At 66.8% G+C, this 17,968-nt stretch carries 14 protein-coding genes; 7 read left to right on the forward strand and 7 right to left on the reverse strand.

The genetic code is table 11. From position 1 onward, the window contains the following. Positions 1-89: 89 nt before the first annotated feature. Positions 90-3,449, reverse strand: a complete 3,360-nt coding sequence (locus CR919_RS09425; protein ID WP_099819796.1) for a TIM-barrel domain-containing protein — start codon at positions 3,447-3,449, stop codon at positions 90-92. A 321-nt stretch (positions 3,450-3,770) separates the two neighbouring features. Between CR919_RS09425 and CR919_RS09430 the strand changes: the two genes are divergently transcribed. From CR919_RS09430 to CR919_RS09455, 6 genes are all read left to right on the forward strand, one after another. Further along, a complete protein-coding gene (locus tag CR919_RS09430; protein WP_099819797.1) occupies positions 3,771-4,925 on the forward strand; it encodes an SIS domain-containing protein in 1,155 nt (384 codons plus the stop codon). Further along, on the forward strand, positions 4,918-5,856 hold the full coding sequence (locus CR919_RS09435; RefSeq protein WP_099819798.1) for an ROK family protein: 939 nt from the start codon (positions 4,918-4,920) through the stop codon (positions 5,854-5,856). Before CR919_RS09430 ends, CR919_RS09435 begins: the two co-directional genes overlap by 8 nt. A gap of 17 nt (positions 5,857-5,873) precedes the next feature. Further along, positions 5,874-7,208 (forward strand): D-tagatose-bisphosphate aldolase, class II, non-catalytic subunit, encoded by a 1,335-nt coding sequence (locus CR919_RS09440; protein ID WP_099819799.1) that lies wholly within the window; start codon positions 5,874-5,876, stop codon positions 7,206-7,208. Positions 7,209-7,241: 33 nt separating this feature from the next. Further along, a complete protein-coding gene (locus CR919_RS09445) occupies positions 7,242-8,018 on the forward strand; it encodes a DeoR family transcriptional regulator (RefSeq protein WP_099819958.1) in 777 nt (258 codons plus the stop codon). Continuing rightward, the gene (locus CR919_RS09450) at positions 8,015-9,130 is read left to right on the forward strand and encodes an amidohydrolase family protein (protein WP_099819800.1); all 1,116 of its coding nucleotides are present in this window, start codon (positions 8,015-8,017) and stop codon (positions 9,128-9,130) included. The genes CR919_RS09445 and CR919_RS09450 overlap by 4 nt, the downstream gene beginning before the upstream one ends. 169 nt (positions 9,131-9,299) lie before the next feature. Next, positions 9,300-11,111, forward strand: coding sequence for an MFS transporter (locus tag CR919_RS09455; RefSeq protein WP_099819801.1), 1,812 nt, complete (start codon positions 9,300-9,302; stop codon positions 11,109-11,111). A gap of 1 nt (position 11,112) precedes the next feature. On the opposite strand, the gene CR919_RS09460 is transcribed toward CR919_RS09455, so the two are convergent. The 4 genes from CR919_RS09460 to CR919_RS09475 all read right to left on the reverse strand — a co-directional run bounded on the left by CR919_RS09460 (position 11,113) and on the right by CR919_RS09475 (position 15,018). Beyond that, the gene (locus tag CR919_RS09460) at positions 11,113-11,607 is read right to left on the reverse strand and encodes a hypothetical protein (RefSeq protein ID WP_099819802.1); all 495 of its coding nucleotides are present in this window, start codon (positions 11,605-11,607) and stop codon (positions 11,113-11,115) included. Next, a complete protein-coding gene (locus CR919_RS09465) occupies positions 11,607-12,158 on the reverse strand; it encodes an HdeD family acid-resistance protein (protein ID WP_099819803.1) in 552 nt (183 codons plus the stop codon). Before CR919_RS09465 ends, CR919_RS09460 begins: the two co-directional genes overlap by 1 nt. Before the next feature lie 58 nt (positions 12,159-12,216). Next, entirely contained in the window at positions 12,217-12,876 is a 660-nt protein-coding gene (locus tag CR919_RS09470) for a ComF family protein (RefSeq protein ID WP_243380045.1), read from the reverse strand. Between the two features lie 153 nt (positions 12,877-13,029). Continuing rightward, positions 13,030-15,018: a PEP/pyruvate-binding domain-containing protein gene (locus CR919_RS09475; protein ID WP_099819805.1), complete on the reverse strand. Its 1,989-nt coding sequence runs from the start codon at positions 15,016-15,018 to the stop codon at positions 13,030-13,032. Between the two features lie 151 nt (positions 15,019-15,169). Here CR919_RS09475 and CR919_RS09480 point away from each other — a divergent pair, with 151 nt between their 5' ends. Continuing rightward, positions 15,170-15,661: a GNAT family N-acetyltransferase gene (locus CR919_RS09480; protein WP_165787259.1), complete on the forward strand. Its 492-nt coding sequence runs from the start codon at positions 15,170-15,172 to the stop codon at positions 15,659-15,661. 145 nt (positions 15,662-15,806) lie between these two features. On the opposite strand, the gene CR919_RS09485 is transcribed toward CR919_RS09480, so the two are convergent. Further along, complete coding sequence (locus CR919_RS09485; RefSeq protein ID WP_243380048.1) at positions 15,807-16,949, reverse strand: DUF5694 domain-containing protein; 1,143 nt, start codon at positions 16,947-16,949, stop codon at positions 15,807-15,809. Positions 16,950-17,074: 125 nt separating this feature from the next. Beyond that, positions 17,075-17,722: a hypothetical protein gene (locus CR919_RS09490; protein ID WP_243380051.1), complete on the reverse strand. Its 648-nt coding sequence runs from the start codon at positions 17,720-17,722 to the stop codon at positions 17,075-17,077. Positions 17,723-17,968: the final 246 nt, after the last annotated feature.

Raw genomic sequence — 17,968 nt, forward strand, 5'->3', positions numbered from 1 at the left:
GCGGGCAAAACGCTCCCGGGCCACGGCCCCCACAGTCGTGGTGAAGCCGTAGTCGGAATGGGCGGGGGAGGAGCGGTGTTACGTGGCGGTCATGGGGCGACGATGCTGGCGGAGTCGCCCTCCTGGCCGATCAGCACGGCGTTGGCCCAGTTGGCACAGACCTGGGCGGGTTGGCTGCCCTGCGCACCCAGCGTGCGCAGGCTCAGGGTGGAAAGGCCACGGATATCCAGCTCAGGCTTGACCACACCGGGCGCCTTCACCAGGCCGCTGTCGTACAGCAGGTGGTTGTCACCCCAGACCTGGAACTGCAGGCCACCGGCCGTGCGGCAGGCGTCGTCGATGCCGAGGTCGGCACGCAGCAGGCGCCAACCACCCTGCAGGCGCAGGTCGATGCGGCTGCTGGCGGCTACGCCGAGGCCCCGGCGGAACTGCAGGCCGTTCATGCGCATGCCGGCGTCACCAGTGAACGCCTTGTCGGCGCGCACCTGGCGGGCCAGCGCGGCCGGCACCGGCAGCTCGGAGAGATAGCGCTGCCGGGCCGGTCGCTCCGGTTCCTGGTGTTCGAGGATGTGGAAGGTGGACAGGGCAATCGGGCCGACGTCGCGCGGTTGCAGCGCATCGAAGGCACGCGCACTGCCCTGCGCAGCAGTCACCATCGGATCGGTACTGCTGGCGCCATCACCTTCGGGGTTCTGCACGCTCAACACGCGGAAGCGCAGCAGGCGGCCGGCGTGGGCCGGGAAGTCGATGCGCTGCACGCCTTCCTTCAGCTGCAGGTGGCCGCGGGCGATCGGTTCGCCCCACTCGCCATTGCTGTCACCCAGGTACACCTCGTAGTCGCGCACCTGGCCGTGCTTCCAGTTCTTGTCGTTGCGCGGTGCGATGTCGATGCCGTCGATCATCCTGCGTTCGCCAAAGCCGATCACCCACTCATGGGCACCGGTGCGCACGGCCTGGTTGCGCACGCTGCGGAACCACGTGGCCGGATCATCATCGAAGGCATTTTCCAGCGCATGGCCGGGTTCTTCGGCCGGGCGGTTGACCACCAGCAGGCTGTCGGCCGGCAGTTCGCGGCCCAGCACCGGTGCGGCCGGGTAGGCATCGTCGGCGGCCGCTGCGGCGACGGCGAAGTCCAGCTGCAGCTGCAGTGGCTGGCGGATGTCCTGCGCAGCGGTGCGTACGTGCAGGGTGCCGCGACGCTCCTTGGCGTCGAAGTACCAGCCCTCGTTGGCGCTGTTGAACGCGGCTGCGTCGGTCAGGGCGGGCAGCGTACGGCCAGCGGCCTGCACTGCGCGCGGCGCCTGCCGGCCGAGCACGCGCAGGCCATAGCGGCGCTGCGCCAGCTGGCCGTTGTACTGGCCCTGCACCGGATCGATCTGCACCTGCACCGGGCCACTGCCCTGGGCAGGCGCCTGCACGCGGATCAGCTGCGTGCTCGACTCGCCCTGCTGGTAGCGGCGGGTGTTGCCATCGTCTTCGTACAGCGTGTACTGCGAATCGCCCTGCGGGTACAGATCGAAGGTCACTTCATCCAGCGGCTTTTCGCCGTCGAACAGCATCGACGGGTACATCGGCAGGATCGCACCGGCACGCACGAACAGCGGCAGGGTGGCGAGGTCCACCTGGCGGTCAAGCTGGCGGCCATCGGCGGTGGCCTGCACGCGGCGGCCATCCCAGTAGTCGATCCAGCCGCCGGCCGGCAGGTGGATGTCGCGGCGCCAGCCACGGCTCGCGGCCTGGCTGCGGTACACCGGCGCCACCAGCAGGTCGCGGCCGAGCAGGAACTGGTACTTGTAGGTTTCATCCTGCGCGTGCGGATCGCGCGGGTTGTCCCACATCAGGCCTCGCACCGGCGGTGCACCGGTCTGCGCGGCCTCGTGCACCAGCCCGTACATGTACGGGGTCAGGCGCATCTTCAACTTCAGGTAATCGCGGTTGATGCTGCGGTAGGGCTCGTCGTACCACCACGGATGCTTGCGTGCGTTCGACGACCAGCCGCTCATGCCCATCAGCACGGGAGTGAACGCCTTCCACTGCAGGTCACGCGTGAAGGTCTCGGCGCTGCCGCCGAAGATCGCGTCCACATCGCCGCTGGCGTAGGCCATGCCGGACAGGCCCGAACCCACCAGGGTCGGCACATGCCAGCGGATGTAATCCCAACTGCTGCTCTGGTCGCCGGTCCAGGCCACGGCATAGCGCTGGATGCCGGCCCAGCCCATCACCGTCCACAGGAACGGGCGCGAATCGGAATTGTCGAGGATGCCGTTGAATGCCTGGCGGTTGGCATCCATCGCGAACTGGTAACCCTTGCCGGTCCAGGCCACGTCCAGCTTCTGCACGCGGCTGCCGGCCTTGCCCACTTCCCAGGCGATCTTGTCGACGCCGTTCTCGGTCCACAGGCCGGTGCGGAAACCATACCCGGCCAGGCCCTTCACGGTTTCCGGCAACTGCTTGTAGCCGCAGCCGTAGCCATCGTTGGGCAGGATCCAGCCGCCGGGCATGTCGTTGGCGCGGTACTGCTTGGCCACGCTGTCGATCACATCGGGGGTGGTGCCGGTCGGGCCGTCGCTCCAGCCTTCGGGCACGGTGCCGGGCTTCTTGCTGTTGTCGCCGTCGTTGTAGCAATCGGCATCGCCGTAGGACAGCGCCCAGCGCGCCACCATGTTCGGGCGACCGGTCAGCTGGGTGTAGCGCTCGATCAGCTTCGGCAGGTCGGCGCCAACGAAGTAGTAGGCGTCGAAGCGGTCTTCGCGATGCAGCAGGGTGGCCTGGTCGCTCTGGCGCAGGTCGTAGCTGCCATCGCTCCACGTGTTGCGCAGCATGCCCCAGCCACGGCTGCTCAGCAGCATCGGTGCCGGGCTCGGGCGATCGCCCTCTTCCCAGCCGCCGGAGTACGAGACTTCCAGTTCGCGGCCCTTGAACTGGTAGCGGCCGTTCTGCTGGCCACCACCGTAATAGCCTTCATCGGCCTGCGAGGACAGCACCTGCACACTCTGCGTGGCATCCAGGTCCAGCGGCTGCAGTTCCTGCCACAGCGCGGTGGGCTGGCCGTTGTCCAGGCGTTCCAGGCGCAGGCGCAGCGGCTGCCGCTGTACATGCAGTACCAGTGCGTCGGTACGCACGCGGATTTCCTGCGCGTCTTCTTCCAGTTGCGCCTGCACGTTGGCCTTGGGCTGCGGCAGCACGATCGGTGCGGCCTTGTCGCCGGCGCCGGTCAGTTTGCCGTTGCGGCCGGCCTGCACGCGAATGATGTCGGCGGCCGGCAGTTCGATGCGGATGCGCGTGCCGTTGTCGGTCTGCAGGTCCCAGCCACTTACACCGTCGGTGCCGGCACTGGCGTTGACCGAGCGCAGGTTGCCGACCGGTGCGGCCTGGGCCGACAGGGACGCCGACAGCAATGCCGGCAACAGGGCCAGCAGCAGTGGCGAGCGACGAACGCAGATTTCCACACGGACTCCCAACCCGTTCACCGGGCGTTTCGAAAGCGGTTGGGCCGACTCTAGGGCAGCGATTCGAAAGATGTCAACAAATTGAAAGGAAAAAGGAAGATGTATTTATATGAAACGAAAGTTGCTGCGTTGCAATACTTTGTGTAAGCGCTTGCAGCCCCCTGTTAAGCATTGTGCGATACGGCATCTGGCGGTTTCTTTCGTTTCCCGCGGGATGCCGCGACGGGAAAGTCACCACTTCAATATCTTTCTTTTTACTTTCGGTATTTGACATTTCGAAAGAAAACGCAGATGGTGCGCTGGCCCAACTGGAACCTCCGAATGGACGTCACCCTGCTTTCCGATGTGTCCGCCTGGCAGCGCCGCGGCGGAGCCGATACCGCTACCGAAATCGCCCAGCAGCCGGCGCTGTGGGAAGCCCTTGCACAGGATCTGTCGCGTGCCCGCGACCGCCTGCAGGCCTTCCTCGGCGACAGCCTCAATGACCCGAACCAGCGCGTGCTGTTCACCGGCGCCGGCAGTTCCGGCTTCATCGCCGAAATGGTGGCCGATGCGATCAACGCGCAGTGGCCGGCCGAGGTGCGCGTGGTGCACACCACCAGCCTGCTCACCCATCCTGCGCTGTACCTGCAGCGCGACCGTCCGACCCTGCTGGTGTCGTTCGGCCGCAGCGGCTCCAGCCCTGAAAGCGTTGCCGCCGTCGATCGCGTGCGCAGCGACGTGGATGATGCGCGCTTCCTCGATATCACCTGCAATGCCGATGGCGAACTGGCCCGTCGCGGCGCCGGCCGTGCCGACACCTGCACCCTGTTGATGCCGTCGGCCAGCTGCGACCGCGCCTTCGCCATGACCAGCAGCCTGACCTGCATGCTGCTGGCCGCACTGACCGTGTTCGACCGTTCGCCGTGGGATGCACGCATCGCGCGCCTGAAGCAGATTGCTGGTCTCGCCCGCGAAGGCCTGGCGCAGTGGGACGCACCGGTAGCCGCGCTGGCGCAGCGCCCGTTCAACCGGGTGATCTACCTTGGCAGCGGCCCGCTGGAAGCACTCGCTCGCGAAGCCGCGTTGAAGGTGCTGGAGCTGACCGCCGGTCGCGTGCTGGCGCTGGCCAACACCCCGCTCGGCTTCCGCCACGGCCCGAAATCCACGCTGGACGGCACCACCCTGGTGGTCGTGCTGCGCAGCGGGCAGCCGCTGGCGCGCCGCTATGAACAGGATCTGCTGGAAGAACTGCGCCGTGACGGCGTGGCGGGCGAGGTGCTGTCGATCGGCCCGCATTCGGATATCGGCGCCGATGACGATTACACCCTCACCGTGCCTGCCCTGGATGACCCGTGGCTTGCGCCGGTGTGGCTGGGCTTTGCGCAGCTGTACGCGCTGCAGCGTTCGGCCGCACTTGGCCTGACCCCGGACAACCCGTTCCCGGACGGCACCGTCAACCGCGTGGTCAAGGGTGTCACCATCCACCATGGCTGAGCTGATCGCCAACGCCTGCTACGGCATCGACATCGGCGGCACCAAGACCGAGCTGGTGGTGTGCGATGCGGCGATGCAGGTCACCTGGCGGCGCCGCGTGGCCACTCCGCAGGGTGACTACGACGGCTTCCTGCAGGCGGTGGTGACACTGGTCGCTGAGGCCGATGCCGCGCTGGGTCGCAGCGATGCGGCCATCGGCATCGCCCTGCCCGGCGTGCGTGATCGTCGCAGCGGTCGTCAGCTCAGCGCGAATGTTCCTGCGCTGACCGGCCAATGCGTGGCGGCCGATCTGCAGTCACGCCTGCAGCGCCCGCTGCATTTCGGCAACGACCTGCAGTGTTTTGCGCTCTCTGAGGCGCATGGCGGCGCCGCCGATGGCTACCCCAGCATGTTCGGCGCCATCCTCGGCACCGGTGCCGGTGGCGGCTTCTGCCTGCAGGGGCGCCTGCTGTCCGGCTTCAACGGCCTGGCCGGCGAATGGGGACACTGGAGCGTGCCGGGCCACCTGCTGCAGCGTCATGGCCTGCCATTGATCGATTGCGCCTGCGGCCTGCAGGGCTGCGTGGAACGCTACGTGTCCGGTAGTGGCCTGGCGATGATCGAGCGCCACCTCGGTGGCAGCGCTGCCGATGCCAGCGTGGTGATCGCCCTGGCCGAAGCAGGCGATGCGCGTGCACGGCAGGCGCTGGATATCCACCGCGACCTGCTCGGCCACAGCCTCGCCGCACTGGTGCTGGCACTGGACCCGCACGTGATCGTGCTCGGCGGCGGTCTTTCCCAGTACGCACCGCTGTACCAGCTGCTGCCTGCGGCCATCGCCGCGCATCTGTTCAACGGCGTGCAGGTGCCGCCCATCGTGCCACCGCGCTTCGGTGATGCCGGTGGCGCACGCGGTGCCGCCCTGCTGGCCTGCCAACCCTCGTTTTCCTGATTGACCGGAGCTTGACCATGTCCCCGTTGCAGACCCTGCTTGCCTCCCACCGCGCCGGTGCCAACGTCGGCCTGTACAGCGTCTGCTGCAGCAACGAACAGGTGCTGCGTGCGGCCATGCACGTGGCGCTGGCGCACGATACCGTGCTGCTGATCGAAGCCACTTCCAACCAGGTCGACCAGTTCGGCGGCTACACCGGCATGACCCCGCCGCAGTACCGCGACTACGTCGGCACCTTGGCCGATGAAGAAGGCTTCCCGCGCGAGCGCCTGATCCTCGGCGGCGACCACCTCGGCCCGAATGCCTGGCAGAAACGTACGGCTGCCGAAGCGATGACCCATGCGCGCGTGCTGATCGAGGCCTACGTCGCCGCCGGTTTCCACAAGATCCACCTGGACTGCAGCATGTCCTGCGCCGATGACCCGGTGCCGCTGCCCGATGCCATCGTCGCTGCACGTTCGGCCGAACTGGCCGAGATCGCCGAGCGCACCGCCGCCGAACACGGCCTGCCGCCACCGGTCTATGTGATCGGCACCGAAGTGCCGATTCCCGGTGGCGAAGCCTCGCTGGCCGGTGGCCTGCAGGTGACCACCCCGGCCGCCGCCGCACAGACCCTGGCCATCCACCAGCAGGCCTTCGATACCCCGCAGCTGCGTGATGCGTGGCAACGCGTGCTGGCCATGGTGGTGCAGCCGGGCGTGGACTTCGACCACAGCAGCGTGCACGAGTACGACGCTGCCGCCGCCAGCGAGCTGGCCGACTTCCTCGAACAGCAGCCGCGCATCGTGTTCGAAGCGCATTCCACCGACTACCAGCGCGAAAGTGGGCTGCACGCGCTCGTGCGCGATCATTTCGCCATCCTCAAGGTCGGGCCCGCGGCTACCTTCGCCTACCGCGAAGCGCTGTTCGCGCTGGCTGCCATCGAAGCCGAGCTGCTGCCGGCCGCGCAGTGCTCGCGCCTGCCGCAGGTGCTGGACGAGGTGATGGTGGCACAGCCGAAGTCCTGGCAGTCCTACTACCAGGGCGATGAAGCGACCCTGCGCCTGCTGCGCAGCTATTCCTTCAGTGACCGCTGCCGCTACTACTGGGGCGAGCCGGCGCTGGTACAGGCCGTGCAGACCCTGTTCGCCAACCTGGAACAGCACGCGCCACCGCTGGTGCTGCTCAGCCAGTATCTGCCGGAGCAGTACCGCGCCGTGCGCGAGGGCACCCTGGCCAATACGCCTACCGCCCTGGTGCAGCATCGCATCGGCCTGTGCCTGGGCGAATACGCCCGCGCCTGCAGCGCCAACCAGGCCGGATCCCGCAAGCACGACGCACGTTCGGCTGCCGCCGTACCTGCGAACGGCTAATCTCTACCTTTCCCTGCGAAACCGAGAATGGCCATGCGCAACACCCGCTCCCGCCGGCAACAGATCCTGCAGCTGCTGATCGAGCACGGCTCGGTGCAGGTGGCCGATCTGGTCGAGCGCTTCGGCGTGTCGGCGGTGACCATCCGTGCCGACCTGACCCACTTCGAAGCGCAGGGGCTGGCCACGCGTACCCACGGCGGTGCCACCCTGGTGCGCACGCCGCCGCAGGAACAGGACATCCATGAAAAGGATGCGCTGAACCTGCCGCTGAAGGATTCCATCGGCACCGCGGCCGCGCGCCTGGTACAGGCCGGTGACAACATCATCATCGACTCCGGCTCGACCACGATGACGTTGGCCCGCCACCTGCGCGAACACCGCGATGTGACGGTGATGACCAATGGCCTGAACATCGCCTGGGAACTGGCGAACGCTGCAGGCATCACCGTGCTGTTGACCGGTGGCCTGCTGCGCCAGCAATCGCTGTCGCTGCAGGGCAGCCAGGCCGAAGCCAGCCTCAACTCCTACAGTTTCGACACGCTGTTCCTGGGCGTGGATGGCCTGGACCTGCAGTTCGGCCTGACCACGCACGACGAAGCCGAAGCCCGCCTCAACCACCGCATGGTCGAACGCGCGCGGCGCATCGTGGTGCTCACCGACGCCTCCAAGTTCGGCCGCGTCAGCCTGCACCGCATCGCCCGCCTCGATCAGATCCACGCCATCATCACCGACGCCGGCATCGACGAGGCAACCCGCGAAGGGCTGCAGCGGCTGGGCATCGAAGTGATCATCGCCGAGCCCCCCGCATGACCGACACCCGCTCCCTGCACGGCCGCATCCTTACCCCGTTGGGCTGGCGTCGCGGCCAGGTCCAGTTCGATTCGCACGTGCGCCAGCTGCAGGTGGACGACCACAGCGGCGGCGATGACCCGCAGCTGCCGGTGATCCTGCCCGGTTTCATCGACCTGCACGTGCATGGCGCGGCCGGCGTGGACCTGATGCAGGGCGGCGATGTGGCCCGCACCATCGCCCGCACCCATGCGCGCTTCGGCACCACCACGCTGCTGGCGACCACCATGACCGCCGGCCTGGACGAGATCGAGTACGCGCTGCAGGGCGTTGCGGCAATAATGGCCGCGCCCGATGCCGACGCGGCCTGCATCGCCGGCGTGCACCTGGAAGGCCCCTTCATCAGCCCGCAGCGGCTGGGCGCGCAGCCCAACCGCACGATCGAGGCGACGATGGCGCTGGTGCAGCAGCTGCACGCGCTGGCACCGATCCGGGTGATGACGCTGGCGCCCGAGATCGGCGAGCACACCGCGCTGATTCCCGCGCTGTCCGCACTCGGCATCCGCGTGCAGCTCGGCCACAGCGCCGGCACCTACGAGGAAGGCGTGGCCGCATTGCAGGCCGGTGCTTCCGGCTTCACCCATCTGTTCAACGGCATGACCGGCGTCGACCACTACCGGCCTGGCATTGCCGCGGCAGCCCTGGCGCATGCGCAGTACGCCGAGATCATTCCCGACCTGCAGCACATCCATCCGGGTGTGATCCGTCTAGCCGCACGCGCGATTCCGCGGCTGTATGCAGTGACCGATGCGACCGCCGCCACCGGCATGCCCGACGGCGAATACGCGCTGGGCGAGCAGCGCGTGCACAAGTGCGGCGGCTGCGTGCGCCTGGCCACCGGCTCGTTGGCCGGCAGTGCGCTGACCATGGACCAGGCGCTGCGCAATCTGGTGCAGGTGGGATTGGAACTGGCAGACGCGTCGCAACGCGTGTCCACCTTCCCCGCCGACTACCTGGGCTTGAGCGATCGCGGCCGCATTGCGCCCGACGCCCGCGCCGACCTGGTGGTACTGGATGCGGAACTGCGCCTGCAGCAGGTGGTGGTCGGTGGCCGCGTGATCGACCTGCACTAGGCGACGCACGTCTGTAGAGCCGAGCCATGCTCGGCTGCTTTTCGCACCGACATCGACGACGTCCGCGCCGCGCTTCGCGCGGCAAGCCGAGCATGGCTCGGCGCTACATGAAGCGCGCAAGCGCATTGCATCAGCCACGCACCATCCCCGTTATTCCAGGAATACGCCGATGACCGCAGCCACTGCACCTGCCGTACCCGCTTCCACCGCCCCGCGCTGGCCCGTGCGCTATCTGCTGTTCATCGGCGGCCTCGGTGGCCTGTTGTACGGCATCGACATCGGCATCATCGCCGGCGCCCTGCCCTATCTTGAAGCCACTGCCAGCCACGCCTGGCAGCTCAGCAGCCAGCAGCTCGGTTTCGTCGTTGCCGCGGTGCTGCTCGGCAGCGTGCTGTCCTCGCTGTTCGCCGGCATGATCGCCGACCTCATCGGTCGTCGCGGTGCGATGCTGCTGGCCGGCATCCTGTTCACCGCCAGCATCCCGATCATGGCGCTGGCGTCGGGCTACACCCCGCTGCTGCTGGGGCGCTTGCTGCAGGGTGTCAGCGGTGGCCTGATCGGTGTGGTCATCCCGCTGTATCTGGCCGAAGTGCTCAGCCCCGAACGGCGCGGGCGCGGCGCGGCGATGTTCCAGCTGCTGCTGACCGTCGGCCTGGTGTTGGCCGCATTGATCGGCTTGTACCACGCGCATGCCGTGGACGCCGCCGCCGAGGCCGTGCGCTCGCTGCCGGTTGCACAGCAGGCGCAGGAACTGTTCACGGTGAAGGACCACGCCTGGCGCACCATCTTCTGGACCTGCCTGGCGCCGGGCCTGCTGTTCTGCGCCGGTATCTTCTGGCTGTCCGAATCGCCGCGCTGGCTGGTGCGCCGTGGCCGCATCGATGATGCCCGCCGCAGCCTGCAACGCGTGCTGCCCGCGGCCGATGTCGAGCCCACGCTGGCACAGATCCAGGCGCCGGAATCGAGCAGCAGCAGCGGCAAGCGCGACCCACTGCTCAGCCGTCGCTACGTGGTGCCGTTCGTGTTGGCCTGCGTGGTGCTGGCCTGCACCCAGGCCACCGGCATCAACTCGGTGCTGGCCTATGCGGTGAACATCCTCAACCAGGCAGGCCTGTCCGGCTCGGTCGCCAACGGTGCCGACGTGGCGATAAAGCTGCTCAACGCGGTGATGACCGTGGTCGCGCTGCTGCTGGTCGACCGCAAGGGCCGCAAGTTCCTGCTGATGCTGGGCAGCGGTGGCATCTGCGTTGCCTTGCTGGCCGCAGCAACGCTGTTCTTCCAGGCCGAGCGTGGCCGCGCCGACGTACAGCCGCAGCTGCAGGCCGCAGTAAATGGCGATGGCCTGCAGCTGGTACTCGACGACGCGCAGTGGCAGCGTCTTGCCGGTGGCATCGACCGTGAGGGGCGGCCACTGCAGCTGACCGTGTCCTACGCCTATGGCGACTTCACCAACGTGCGTGCGCTGCGCAGCGACAACCTGACCGACCGCGAGCTGCGCATCGAACGCGCGGGCACCGTACAGCCGGACAGCGTCATCGGCGCGTTCTTCCGCACGGTGCACCTGAATCCGTTCGCCGACCCGGCCAGCGCCGCGCAGGCACCGCTGCGCATCGAACAGGCACGTATCGGCCCGATCCCGCCGCCGGCGCATGGCTGGGCCGTCGCCGCCTGCATCCTGGTGTTCGTGGCGTTCTTCGCGGTCGGCCCCGGTGTGTGCGTATGGCTGGCGCTGTCCGAGCTGATGCCCAACCGCATCCGCTCCAACGGCATGAGCATCGCGCTGCTGATCAACCAGTTCGTGTCCACCACCATCGCCGCGATCTTCCTGCCCACGGTGGGGCACTACGGCTATGCCAGCATGTTCCTGTTCTGGGCCGGCTGCACGTTCGTGTTCTTCCTGGTGGCCGCGTTGTGGCTGCCGGAAACCAAGGGCCGCTCGCTGGAAGAGATCGAAGCCGGCTTTGCAGGAAAGCAGCGCTGATTCAGCGCTGCTGTGACGGCGCAGGGCCGCCGTGGACGATGTAGCGCGCCATGTCGTGCACTTCGGCCACGCTCATGTCCGTACCAACCACCTGCATGGACTCGCCAAAAGGGCCCGCTATGGTGGCCACGGACAGCACGTGGTCATCGACGGTAAGGGCGACCTGTTTGCCCACCAGGGCCTCGGTCGCGTGCAGCAACCGGCCGGCGGACTCCTTGCGGAACGTCAGTTCGAGCACGGGTTGGTGGGCGGCGTCCAGCTCCGCTCGCACGTCGAGGATATCGGCACTGGTGAGCATCGGCGGCTCTTTCACGGCAATGCTGCGCCCTTGCCACTGCAGGGTAGCGCGGCCATCGGGATCGACCACACGCATCTGCACCTGCACGCCCTGCCGCGGCGGATGCCGTGTCTCCGCCGGAAGCAGCCGGTTGCAGCCCACCAGCAGCAACACCGCGAGGCCGCTGCCGAGCAGCGCCCATCTGCTCCAGCCCCGCATCAACGCAGCTTCCTCAGCTTGAACGCCACCAGCACCTGCAGCACGCCGTACAGCAGGCTGCCGATGCCGATCCACAACGTGGTTACCGCCACGCCGGCATAGGGGTTGGCCGCGAACAGCAGGCCCAGCACGATGGCCAGCACGCCGCTGAGGATGAGCAGCCACTCCCCCTGGATCTGCCTGCGTACGCGTAGGGCGAAGACGATGCGGTAGATGCCCGCCACCAGCAGCCATGCGGCCAGGAACAGCACCAGCACGCTGGCGGTGGCCAGCGGATTGATCACGGCCAGCACGCCGAAGCCCAGCGAGGCGATCACGTACAGCAGCAGCCAGCCGCGCGAGGCGCCACTGGCACCGGTGATCAGCGCCAGCAGACTGATGACGCCCTCGACGATGGCCATTGCACCCAGCGTCCACGCCAGCGCGATGGCTGCCGACATCGGCCAGCCGATCGCGATGATGCCGAAGCCCAGCGCGACCAGACCGTACAGCAGCAGGATCCACCAGCTGCGTCCAACGGCCGACAACAAGGGAGACAAGGGGGAATTCATGACCACTCCTTCGATCCGGGTTCGTGGTCATCCTAGCCCTTGCGGATGAAAGGAGCGATCACGGCACGCGCGCGCAGACCCATGCGCGCACCTCCCCTGCACCCACCAGCCGCAGCGTCTCTGCAATTTCCAGCACGGTGCTGCCAGTGGTCATCACATCGTCGACGATGGTCAGCCGCGCTGGCACGGGGCCACGCACATTGAAGGCGTCGAACAGGTTGTCGCGGCGCTGCTCGGCACTGCGTTCGGACTGCGGCGCGGTGTGGCGGCGACGATACAGCCCGCGCCACGTCGGCAACTGCAGCAGGCGGCACAGTTCAGCGGCCTGGTCGTAGCCACGTTGACGCAGGCGCTTGCGGTGCAGCGGCACGGGTACCAGCGGCGCGCACGACCACGGCGGCGGATTGCGCAGCATCAACTGCGCAAGCAGGCGTCCGGCAGCCAGGTCCTGATGAAACTTGTAGCGGACCAGCAGCTGATCGACCGGCGGCAGGTACAGCAGGCTGGTGTGGGTTGCGGTCTGCGCTGGCGGCTCATCGCGGCAGGTCCCGCAGATGGGCAGGGCTTCATCCGGTAGCGGCAGCGCGCAGCGAAGGCAGGCGCGACCCGCCCACGGCAGATCGGCGAGGCAGGCGGGGCAGAGATCGAGGGTGTCATGACCGCGCTCGCTGCAGACCAGGCAGCGCAGGGGCAGCAGCAGGCGAAAGGCAGCCTGCAATGGTTCATCAAGGGCAGAAGGCAGTGGGAGGCGCATGCCGCAGCATCGCCCTGCAGGCGCAGGCTGCCCATCGGTGAAGGGGCTGGAAGCATGTCAGGGCAATGAGCGTTGCCCGATGGGGCTGCACCTTGCCGCAAGCCTGCATCGCAGCCGCTACCGCGCGCTGCCATCCACATACGGCCGCGACTGCAGTACCAGCACTTCATCGCCCACCACGGCCCACTCGATGTCCTGGTCCACCCCGCCCAGTGCCTGCTTGGTCGCAGTCCCGATCCTGGCAAGCCGCGCGATCAGCGCGTCGGTCAGGACCTGACGCGAGCCGGTAATCGGTACTTCGCGGACACCGCCGCCTGCCTTCGCCACCAGCTGGGTGTCTTCCGCCGAACGGCTCAATACCTGCACGGCCTTGGACCAGGTGGAATACATCACCTGTTCGGCCTGACGCTTGCCTTCCACCACGCGGATGCCCAGGCCGCGCTTGGCCGAGATATAGGTCACGTGACGGCGGGCGCGATCGAATGGATCGCGAGTGATCATCACGCCCGAACTGTCCGAGGGCGCAGCGACCTGTACCAGCACCGCCATGGCCACGGCGTCCTGCTGCAGGCCGGCCGCAGTGCGGGCCTCGTACGCTTCGAAGTTGTAGACCGATGCCCATACGGTCTGCACGGCCCTGGCCACGGCATCCGCACGGGTCACGTTGGGCACGGTGGTATACAGCCCTGCACCGCTGAAGCCGGGCAGGTCCTCGGAATTGGACGAGCTGCGGACGAACACGCCAGCGCCCTTGAGTTGCCCCTGCCATTGGCTTTCCAGCGCACGGACAAACGCAGCGTCAGGCGCTGCGTTGGTGATCTCGGCGCGCAATGTCGCCAGCGCATCGCGACGGACATCCGGGTTGGTGGCAAAGCCCGGACGACCTTGCAGGTCACGCAGGCGCTGTGGAATTCCCAGCCGCTGCTGCATCGCCTGATAGTGCGAGAACGGAACGCAGAAGCCATCGGGGACGCGTGCGGCCGGGGGCAACACCGCCTTCAAAGTACCGAGGTTGGCCGCCTTCACCCCGCAGTGGCTGCTGTCGCGCGCGCGCAATGCCGCCAGCGGCTTGAGCGCGACCACCGACAGGTCCGGGCGTGGCAGGTTGCGCCGCAGCGGGCGCGCCGCCGCGGCCGATGGGGTACGGGCCGGGCGCGCGATCGGCGTCACCCGGTAGTCGTTGTTGCTGACCTCCACCGCCACCCATTGCCCGTCGTACTGACGCAGTGCAGTCTGCGCATCGCGCACGTACACATTGGGAATGCCCCAGCCCTTGGCCAGCAGATTGACGTGGGACAGCAGCGTCGATGGGCGCTGTGTGACCAGACCTGCCACGGGTGCCAGCGCGATGGGCACTTCATCCAGCACGGGAATGTCGGTGGGCGACAAGGTGCGCAGCTGCGCATCCGAGCGCACGATGCGCAGACGGCCCTCGGCACGGCCTGTGTTCAACGGCAGGAAACGCTGCTCGCGCAGCAGTGCCTCCTGGCTGACGTGGGCCAACCCCATCGCGCTGGCCACCTGCTCGTGGCCGGTGGAATTGGTCTTGAAACGAATGGGATCGTAGAACGAGGCCCGCACGATGCCATCGGCCTGCCGCAGCAGGGGAGCGCTGATCCTGTCGCCTTCCCAGAACTCGTAGGTGTAGCCCGGCAGATCCCGCTGCCAGGCGATGGTGCCGAACAGGAACCGACGCTGCGGATCGCGGTACTGCGCATTGAGCGTGGCCTTGTCCATCGACCGCACCAGCCGCTGCTGACGCACGAACTGCTCGTGCAGCGCATGCCGAGGCGTGTTGATGTAGTAGATGCGTCCGTCATTGTGCCGATCGATCACGAAGATCAGGTGCGGCATTTCCAGCGCGGTGCCAGCGTTGTAGACGCGCGCAAGCTGCATGAACTGGTCGCGGCTGTCGATACGCCGAAGATAGTCCGGGCCTTTGGCCTGCTGCGCCGGCGCGGCGTCGCTTTGCTGACGATACTCGTAGGGCGAAGGCTTGCGTGCGGTCTGCGCGATCGAAGGCAGGGCGCAGCACAGCAGCAGCACAAGTGCGCTGATCCGCGCCAGATTGGACTGATGCCATGTGGAGGTACGGGATCGTTCCATGATGCCGGTGCCGGTGCCGGTGTGGTGGGGGGATCATAGGGCAGAGCGGAGGCAAGCATAAGGGAGCTCGATGATCCAGCAGCGCCGCTGGCCGATCCGGCACCAGCTATCATCAGGATGGGCGCGGCCGCCCTGGATGGATCTCTGCTGCATGGACGGACTGACGCTTGTAAAAGCAACTGCGCGGGATGCAGATGTGGTCTTCAGACTGATGCAGCTGTACTACTTCGACGCCTCGGGCTGGAGTGGTGAGGAGATCGGTGCCGATGGTCTTTACGACTGCGCCCTTGCCGATGTCCAGGCCCGGCTGCAGGAAGAGCCGGAGTGGACCCGTCTGCTCTGGCTCGATGGCCTGCTGTGTGGGTTCGTCCAGGTGGATGACGTCGAGTTCCAGGGGCGGCGCCTGCCAGAGTTGGCGGATCTGTTCATCCTTCCAAAGCATCGGGGTAAAGGCATCGCGTCTGCGGTGGTTGCAGAGCTTGTGCAGCCGACAACGGGGGAATGGTTGCTGGCCACATTCCGCAAGGACCATGCGGCGCACGCATTCTGGCAGCGCAATCTTGCAAAGATGGGAATGGCCTGCAGCATCCCAGCCGGGTCGGAAGGAACAGATTTCCGCTTCTTCCTGATCAGGGCGATATGACGAAGGGGAGCGCCTCGGCTCGCAGAGCAAGGACAGGCCCTCCTCCCGGCAGTGGAATCGGCGTCCCCAGGCTGGACGCGGCTGGCCTGGCCTCTTCATCGAGTCGGCGGTGGCCTGCCTAATGCAGCCGCCGGTCCCTGGCGGGTTATTTCAGCAACGGCTGAACATCGACGATCCGCACGTCGTGCATCTGCTCGAGATATGCATCCAGGTACGCCTTGTGTGAGGCGCCGACAATCACCAGCGTACGCATTCCCGGGGTCGGTCCCATCAGGTCGCGGATGTTCGCCGCCATGCGCAGGTTGCGCGTCTCCCACGAGGTGACGTAGAGGCGCCCGTAGCCCTGCGGAGACGGTTCCTCCAGCGCGGCACCGTAGTCGCTTTGGAAGGTGACCGCTGCCACGTCCGGTGCGTTGTAGCGGCGATACAGCGCCAGTGCCTTCTGCGGCGTATCGACCTGCGCTTCCAGGGTGCCGAACATCGTTCCCCGCTGTTGGGTCGCCGGGTTGTCCCAGGCCTTCCTGACCGCAGCTGCATAGGCCTTGGGATCGGGGCCAAACTGGTCGGAGCTGTGGTCATCCATCGGCCACAACCGCTCGTGGCCAAGGCGGACGGCGAGGGCTGCGGCGATGAGCGTGTTTTCATTGCGGCTGACGCGCAGCGCTTCGAGGGCTGCAACCAAGTCCTTATCCAGGCCGTCGCCTGCCTGCCGATCTGCTTCGGGGAGGCGCAGCCATTGCACCAGTGCCGAATCGCGTTCGCCGGCGGCCAGGAAGGTAGCGGCAAGCGTGCGCCGTTGCGCGGCCGTAGGATGTGCGGGCCAGGTCGCCAGCATCTTGTCTGCCGCCGCGTTCGCTGCCGCCACATCAAGACCCGTTGCTTTCTCCGCCGCCGAAACATCGGGGCAGTAGTCCTTCACCGTATATCGGTAGCGGGAGGGGTATCGCCGCAGCATTTCGCACTGCTGGCCCGATACGGCCTCGATCGCAATGGCCTTCGGCTGCCACGCGGCGAGCCGGTCGATCAGGGTATCCAACGACGAGGGATCGAAGGTTTTCGGCAGTACCGCCAGGTGCGCGCTGCCAAGCACCATCACTTCGTTCGGCACCCCGTGCTGCGGCCCTTTGTGGACGCGCGGGTCGAAGGTCTGTGCCTGCGCCGTTCCTGCAAGCATCCCTGCCGCCAGCAGCGAGCCGATCAACGAGCTGATAGATACGCGTCGTCCCCACATCCCCTGCATCATTCCCTGTTGCATATGGCTCGCCATTGAAGCGCTTTTACAGCGCATGGCCGCGCAGATTCCATCGCCGCCAGCGCTTTGTCAATCGTCATGAAGCTGCTGCTGCAGGACGCGGCCGACGCTTGAACGTCGGTCACAAGGGATCAGCGGAGCGTACCGATTGCGGGATCGTCTCACGCCTCGAACTGCCTGGCTGCAGGCTGCTGGGCAGGCAGTCCCAGCGCGGCACGCGTACGCCCGATCGTGGCCGCGATCTCCTGTTCAAACCCGAGACCTGACTCCAGGCAGCGCAGCAGCACGACGGATCTCTGCTTCAGCTCAACGGCCCATGCCACGTCATATGGATCGGCGATCACCTCTGCAAACAGCAACCCGCTGCGTTCGACCTCTCCAGCCAACCCGGCCGACACCGCCGAGTGGTACGTGTTCCATAGCGTGGGCGATGCATTGGCGGTTATCCATGCCGATGCGCGAGCGACCGAGGGGAAGCGCTCGCGCAGCGCCAGCACTTCCTGTGCCGCACGTCTGGCCAGCAGCATGGCCGCCGCGGAGAACTGCTCCTCGCTGATGAACTCGTGGAAGGATTCCACCCGGTCCCCGGCGTCGAATGAAACAAAATTCTTCTCATGCCAGAGCCAGCATGCTCCCACATTCAGATGGCTTCCCTTCCCCCACGAAGATGGCTGGAACTCGACCACGCCGATCCACCACCCCTGGTCGTCAAGCCAGATTCTGGAGCGCCCCTTCTGCACGCAGCCCAGAGGGCGCAGTACCGTCCTGGCTGCGGCAGTGATCATTCGAGAGTGCTGGGCGGTCGACATCGAAGGCATCCTTGCGCTTGCGAACGTTCGTGGAATCGTACTGGAAGTAACGATGGCAAGCACCATTGCGTCGGCGAAGAACCTGCCGATCCGACTCTACATTGCTGGTGGTCCGGTTCATACGAGTCCGCAGAGAAGTCGGTGGAAACAGAAAGGGTGCCGGCTGTGAGCACTGCGCACAGGAGGCTGATGTACGCGGCGTGAGACTTCCGCGAACGCAAAGGGATAGGGGGATTGAATCAATGA

Origin of the sequence: Stenotrophomonas sp. LMG 10879 (genome assembly GCF_002750935.1) — a bacterium.
Taxonomy (GTDB): domain Bacteria; phylum Pseudomonadota; class Gammaproteobacteria; order Xanthomonadales; family Xanthomonadaceae; genus Stenotrophomonas; species Stenotrophomonas lactitubi_B.

Bases quoted from the DNA above. Each gene is read 5' to 3' on its own strand.
- CR919_RS09440 (WP_099819799.1), top strand. From the start codon at position 5,874: ATGTCCCCGTTGCAGACCCTGCTTGCCTCCCACCGCGCCGGTGCCAAC.
- CR919_RS09430 (WP_099819797.1), top strand. From the start codon at position 3,771: ATGGACGTCACCCTGCTTTCCGATGTGTCCGCCTGGCAGCGCCGCGGC.
- CR919_RS09455 (WP_099819801.1), top strand. From the start codon at position 9,300: ATGACCGCAGCCACTGCACCTGCCGTACCCGCTTCCACCGCCCCGCGC.
- CR919_RS09490 (WP_243380051.1), bottom strand. From the start codon at position 17,722: ATGTCGACCGCCCAGCACTCTCGAATGATCACTGCCGCAGCCAGGACG.
- CR919_RS09460 (WP_099819802.1), bottom strand. From the start codon at position 11,607: ATGCGGGGCTGGAGCAGATGGGCGCTGCTCGGCAGCGGCCTCGCGGTG.
- CR919_RS09450 (WP_099819800.1), top strand. From the start codon at position 8,015: ATGACCGACACCCGCTCCCTGCACGGCCGCATCCTTACCCCGTTGGGC.
- CR919_RS09475 (WP_099819805.1), bottom strand. From the start codon at position 15,018: ATGGAACGATCCCGTACCTCCACATGGCATCAGTCCAATCTGGCGCGG.
- CR919_RS09445 (WP_099819958.1), top strand. From the start codon at position 7,242: ATGCGCAACACCCGCTCCCGCCGGCAACAGATCCTGCAGCTGCTGATC.
- CR919_RS09435 (WP_099819798.1), top strand. From the start codon at position 4,918: ATGGCTGAGCTGATCGCCAACGCCTGCTACGGCATCGACATCGGCGGC.
- CR919_RS09485 (WP_243380048.1), bottom strand. From the start codon at position 16,949: ATGCGCTGTAAAAGCGCTTCAATGGCGAGCCATATGCAACAGGGAATG.
- CR919_RS09480 (WP_165787259.1), top strand. From the start codon at position 15,170: ATGGACGGACTGACGCTTGTAAAAGCAACTGCGCGGGATGCAGATGTG.
- CR919_RS09465 (WP_099819803.1), bottom strand. From the start codon at position 12,158: ATGAATTCCCCCTTGTCTCCCTTGTTGTCGGCCGTTGGACGCAGCTGG.